Source organism: Nitrosospira sp. Nsp14 (assembly GCF_900113575.1).
Taxonomy (GTDB): Bacteria; Pseudomonadota; Gammaproteobacteria; order Burkholderiales; family Nitrosomonadaceae; genus Nitrosospira.
Genome location: NZ_FOPV01000052.1, coordinates 1 through 1,167, shown reverse-complemented (window position 1 = coordinate 1,167; position 1,167 = coordinate 1). Strand labels below are relative to the sequence as shown.

Genomic DNA, 1,167 nt, shown 5'->3' with positions numbered 1-1,167 from the left:
CAAAAAGAAATCAACGGCTGTGAGAGAGAAAGAAGCTGATCTTTTAACTGAACTTCGCTAGAACACCCCTGGCACTATTATCGGGGGCACATCAGCAGATCCGAGGCTCAATCGGCGATTACCCTGATCCAAGTCCAAAATCAAACTGAACTTTTTGCCACAGCTGGATGAGATTTTCGCTGGCGAGATACAGACGAGCTAATCTCAGGCCACAGACCGGAGCGCAGGTCGGAAGGTAGCAATAGGGTAGCAATGAAATAAAAAAGCGGCTAGATATCTTATCTAACTGCTTGTTTTATTGGTGGGTCGTGAGCGATTCGAACGCTCGACCTACGGATTAAGAGTCCTGTTCAATCAATAAGTCATAACGACACACAACACATCATAGCAATCTAAACATGAGTTATTCTTATTTTATTATTGCCGCTTGTCGCCATTTATTGCCGTGTTTTACTGGTAAGTGTCCCATCAGTGTCCCACAGAGGGGGTAAACCCGAGTTTCGCTAGAATCCCTCCCCCTTAAGTCACGTACCTCCTACTCGTGGCTATCCGCAATCTACCGATAAATTTATCAGGCCGATGCTGAACGCTGCCCCGATAATAAATTCTAGTATCCAGCTAACTTCACAGTGCTTCTCGTCATACCTCCTGGCTTAGACCGCTGCCCCATTATTTGCATTGTCTATTTGCCTTAATCGCAGGACGAAAACCACCCCTTTTGGAAGTTATCTCGCACCGAAGAGAGGGGGTCATTTGGTTTTCAAGTCTTCGTTCCTAGCCCCGCTTGAACCAGTGATAGACCCCTTTTCGGTTTCTCTAGCTGGCCCATTTCCTACACCGGAGAGGTTGCTTTCTCCTTGAATGTCAAGAATGTTTACACGTTCGCCTAAGCTCAGCATTTATTTGATGTCATGCTCATGTAAGCGCATGAGTTTACAGAAATAAACAATTAGGCATGATTTTTGCTAATCCACGTCTCATGCTGTGCGGTCGTCGCTCCAAAAAAGCTTCGTTAAAACTAAAGGAATGATGTGAAACTGTCAACGCCGGTTTAAAACTGACCCACTTTTTGGTTATTTGGCCGGAATAAAACTGACCCACCCGGACATTTAATTTTACTAAGCCTTGACCTTTACATGCCCGGCTTTGCGTTTATCCTTGAGCCGG

1 tRNA gene is annotated in these 1,167 nt (G+C 45.4%); it reads right to left on the bottom strand.

The features are described from left to right. Positions 1-299 precede the first annotated feature (299 nt). Positions 300-374: transfer RNA gene (locus BM022_RS15655), tRNA-Ser, on the bottom strand. Positions 375-1,167 lie beyond the last annotated feature (793 nt).